General features: G+C 66.5%; 6 protein-coding genes. All 6 read right to left on the reverse strand.

Translation table 11 applies throughout. The annotated features are described in order from the left end of the window. The coding region (locus J9611_RS13510; protein ID WP_211880870.1) for a lipoyl synthase at positions 1 to 443 on the reverse strand (443 nt) is incomplete at its 3' end. Positions 444 to 540: 97 nt separating this feature from the next. Then, positions 541 to 714 carry a hypothetical protein gene (locus J9611_RS13515; RefSeq protein ID WP_211880871.1) on the reverse strand — a complete coding sequence of 58 codons (174 nt, stop codon included), beginning with the start codon at positions 712 to 714 and terminating at the stop codon, positions 541 to 543. 12 nt (positions 715 to 726) lie between these two features. After that, positions 727 to 2,124, reverse strand: a complete 1,398-nt coding sequence (locus J9611_RS13520) for an L-serine ammonia-lyase (protein WP_211880873.1) — start codon at positions 2,122 to 2,124, stop codon at positions 727 to 729. A gap of 101 nt (positions 2,125 to 2,225) precedes the next feature. Further along, positions 2,226 to 3,554 (reverse strand): serine hydroxymethyltransferase, encoded by a 1,329-nt coding sequence (gene glyA, locus J9611_RS13525; protein ID WP_307857105.1) that lies wholly within the window; start codon positions 3,552 to 3,554, stop codon positions 2,226 to 2,228. Beyond that, positions 3,551 to 3,934 carry a glycine cleavage system protein GcvH gene (gene gcvH, locus J9611_RS13530; RefSeq protein WP_211880874.1) on the reverse strand — a complete coding sequence of 128 codons (384 nt, stop codon included), beginning with the start codon at positions 3,932 to 3,934 and terminating at the stop codon, positions 3,551 to 3,553. The genes glyA and gcvH overlap by 4 nt, the downstream gene beginning before the upstream one ends. 120 nt (positions 3,935 to 4,054) lie before the next feature. Continuing rightward, a partial coding sequence (locus J9611_RS13535) for a glycine cleavage T C-terminal barrel domain-containing protein (protein WP_281414567.1) occupies positions 4,055 to 4,227 on the reverse strand: 173 nt, incomplete at its 5' end.

The raw sequence follows: 4,227 nt of genomic DNA on the forward strand, positions 1-4,227 counted from the left end.
GGGTTCAGTTCGTGGATCTTGCGGACCGTCTCGGCGTAGAGCCAGACACCCTCGTCGGCGAGGTCGTCCCGGGCCACGCCCGTGACGGTGGCGTAGCGCAGCTGCATCGCCTGGACCGAGCGGGCCACCTTGGTGGGCTCGAACACATCCACGGGGGAGGGCTTGCCGGTGTCGATCTGGCAGAAATCGCAGCGCCGGGTGCACTCGGAGCCGCCGATCAGGAACGTCGCTTCCTTGTCTTCCCAGCATTCGAAGATGTTGGGGCAGCCGGCCTCCTCACACACGGTGTGGAGGCCTTCCTTCTTGACGAGGTTCTTGAGCTGGACGAACTCCGGGCCCATCTGGACCTTGGCCTTGATCCACTCGGGCTTACGTTCCACCGGTGTGGCCGCATTCCGCTGCTCAATGCGCAGCATCTTCCGGCCTTCTGGTGCGAGGGTCATTTTCTGTTTCCTTTGAATGTGGGCCGGCTTTGCCGGCAACAGAGATCTTGGCGCTGGGATTGCGGGTGCGCGGGGCGGCGACGGTGGCCGAAGCGGGTCACCACGGTGCATACCGGGCCGATGCGTGGACAATCAGAAACAGGCCGCCAAGACCGGTGGTGCCTACCGCCCAGGCCTCGAGCCGTTGCTTCATGAGACGCTTCCGCCGGTGGGAGCGGCCCTTGTCGGCCGGTATCGGCTGGTCTGCTCCGCGCTGGTTGCCAATAGTCATGGCCGTCTCCATTCAGCATTCCACGACGTTGACGGCGAGGCCGCCCATGGCGGTTTCCTTGTATTTGGAGCTCATGTCCTTGCCGGTTTCGCGCATGGTCACGATGACCTCGTCGAGGGAGACCCGGTGAGTACCGTCACCCCAGAGCGCCATCTTGGCGGCGTTGATGGCCTTCGCGGCGGCGATCGCGTTGCGTTCGATGCAGGGGATCTGGACGAGGCCGCCGATCGGGTCGCAGGTCAGGCCCAGGTTGTGTTCCATCGCGATTTCCGCGGCGTTTTCCACCTGCTGGGGGGTGCCGCCCATAACCTCCGCGAGGGCACCGGCGGCCATGGACGACGCCGATCCCACCTCGCCCTGGCAGCCCACCTCGGCGCCCGAGATGGATGCCTGTTCCTTGTACAGCACCCCGATGGCACCGGCCGTGAGCAGGAACTTGACCACAACGTCGTCGCGGTCTTCCTGCGTGGCCTTGTCCATCCCGGGTGCGAAATGCAGTGCGTAGTAAAGGACCGCGGGGATGATGCCCGCGGCACCGTTGGTCGGAGCGGTGACAACCCGGCCGCCGGACGCGTTCTCCTCGTTCACTGCCAGGGCGATGAGGTTCACCCATTCCTGCCAGTACTTCGGGTCCCGGTCCTTGTCCTCCTTTTCGAGGCGCTCATGCCAGTCAGGAGCACGACGGCGGACCTTAAGTCCGCCGGGCAGCAGCCCCTCACGCTTGAGGCTGGTTGCCACGCACTCCTCCATCACGGAGTAGATGTGGAGCAGGCCTTCGCGGATCTCTTCCTCCGACCGGGAGGCGCGTTCGTTGACGAACATGATCTCCCCGATCGACAGGCCCTTGGACTGGCACCGGCCCAGCAGTTCCGCGGCGGTGCGGAACGGCAGGGGCAGCTCCTGCTTGGACTCGTCGAGTTCCTTCAGGGCCGCGTCCTCCTCGCCCTCGCGGACGATGAAGCCGCCGCCGACGGAGAAGAACGTGGCCTTGTGCAGGGTCCCGCCGCCGGCGTCGGAGACCATGAAAGTCATCCCGTTGGTGTGCCGGGGCAGGATGGTCAACGGGCGCAGGATGATGTCCGTGACGCCATAAGGCAGCGGCACCGAACCGGCAAGCTGAAGCGTTCCGGTTTCAGCGATCGCGGCGAGCCGCTCCTCCACCTCGGCTGGCAGGATCTTTTCGGGATGGAAACCTTCCAGGCCCAGCAGGATCGCCGTCATGGTGCCGTGGCCGTGGCCCGTTGCCGCCAGCGACCCGTACAGGTCAACCCGCAGCCCCGCTACCTTTTCGAGGTTGCCGGAGTCCTTGACCTCTTCGGCGAACACCGCGGCGGCCCGCATGGGACCTACCGTGTGCGAACTCGACGGTCCGATCCCGACGGAGAACAAATCAAAGACTCCAACGGCCATGTGCGTTTCCTAACTAATTTTCGGTGATCGAGCGTGTCGAGATCCGGTTTCGACAGGCTCAACCACCGGGGTGTCCGGTGATCGAGCCTGTCGAGATCCCACTAAACCGCGGGGTAGAGCGGGTGGGCGGCGGCGAGTGCCTGAACGCGGGTGCGCAGGCCGGTCAGGTCGGTGCCGGCGTCGGCGGTCAGTGCTTCGGCGATGATGTCCGCGACTTCATGGAACGCCGCTTCGCCGAAGCCGCGGGTGGCCAGCGCGGGGGTGCCGATCCGCAGCCCGGAGGTGACCATGGGCGGGCGCGGGTCGAAGGGGACGGCGTTGCGGTTGACGGTGATGTCGATCGCGGCGAGGCGGTCCTCGGCCTGCTGGCCGTTGAGTTCGCAGTCGCGCAGGTCCACCAGGACCAGGTGCACGTCGGTGCCGCCGGAGATCACGTTGATCCCCTGGGCGGTGACGTCCGGCCGGACCAGGCGGTCGGCCAGGATCCGGGCGCCGGCCAGGACACGTTCCTGGCGTTCCCTGAACTCCGGGGATGCCGCGATCTTGAAGGCCACGGCCTTCCCGGCGATGACGTGTTCCAGCGGGCCGCCCTGCTGGCCCGGGAACACCGCGGAGTTGATCTTCTTCGCGATGTCCGCGTCGTTGGACAGGATGATCCCGCCGCGCGGACCGGCGAGGGTCTTGTGCGTCGTGGACGTCGTGACGTGGGCGTGCGGGACCGGGTTGGGGTGCAGGCCCGCCGCGACGAGCCCGGCGAAGTGCGCCATGTCCACCATCAGGTACGCGCCCACGGCGTCGGCGATCCGGCGGAACTCGGCGAAGTCCAGCCGCCGGGCGTACGCCGACCAGCCGGCCACGATCAGCCGGGGCCTGTGCTCCAGCGCCAGGCGCTCCACCTCGGCCATGTCAATGGTGTGGGTGTCCTCGCGGACCTGGTACGGGACCACGTTGTAGAGCCTGCCGGAGAAGTTGATCCGCATGCCGTGCGTCAGGTGCCCGCCGTGCGCCAGGTTCAGGCCCATGATGGTATCGCCGGGCTTGATCAGGGCGTGCATGACCGAGGCGTTCGCCTGCGCGCCCGAGTGCGGCTGGACGTTCGCGAACCCGGCGCCGAACAGGGCCTTGACCCGGTCGATGGCGAGCTGTTCGATGACGTCCACGTGCTCGCAGCCGCCGTAGTAGCGCTTGCCCGGGTAGCCCTCGGCGTACTTGTTGGTCAGCACCGAGCCCTGCGCCTGCATCACGGCCACCGCCGTGTGGTTCTCCGAGGCGATCATCTCCAGGCCGTCGCGCTGCCGGCCCAGCTCGGCGTCGATCCCCGCGGCGATCTCCGGATCCAGGACGGACAGCTCCGCGTCCAGGGACGCGGACACGACCTGCTCGAACGCGGCTGTTTCTGTGCCTGCGGCACCGGCACCGGCGGCGCTCACAGCTCGCCGCCGTTGGCCTCGGCGTACTCCTGCGCGGACAGCAGCGGCCCCTCGGACTCCACCGCGACCTTGAACAGCCACCCGGCACCATACGGATCGGAGTTGATCACGGCAGGATCGCTCACGACGCCGTCATTGACCTCCGTGACCTCGCCCGTGACCGGGGAGTACAGGTCCGAGACGGACTTGGTCGACTCGATCTCCCCGCAGGTCTCCCCCGCGGTCACCGTGGAGCCGACCTCCGGCAGGTCCACGTACACGATGTCGCCCAGGGCCTCCGCGGCAACGGCGGACACGCCGATCACGGACGGCCCCGAGCCATCAGCGGCAACCCACTCATGCTCGACGGAATACTTCAATTCAGCGGCAACCTTGGCCATGTGTGATTTTCCTTAAGTCTTGGTATGTGCGAAAAGTGAGAGAGCGCCGGCCCGACCACTGCGAAAAGTGAGAGAGCGTCGGCCCAAACACTGCGAAAAGTGAGAGAGCGTCGGGAGTGGTTACTTTTGGCGCTTGTAGAACGGCAGGGCAACAACCTCGAAGGGCTCCGCTTTGCCGCGCAGGTCGATATCGAGGGCAGTGCCCGGCTCGGTGTGTGCAACATCCACGTAGGCCATCGCAATCGGGTAGCCCAGGCTCGGGGAGGGCTGGCCGGACGTGACTTCACCAACCA

This window comes from Pseudarthrobacter albicanus (genome assembly GCF_018224015.1).
GTDB lineage: Bacteria > Actinomycetota > Actinomycetes > Actinomycetales > Micrococcaceae > Arthrobacter > Arthrobacter albicanus.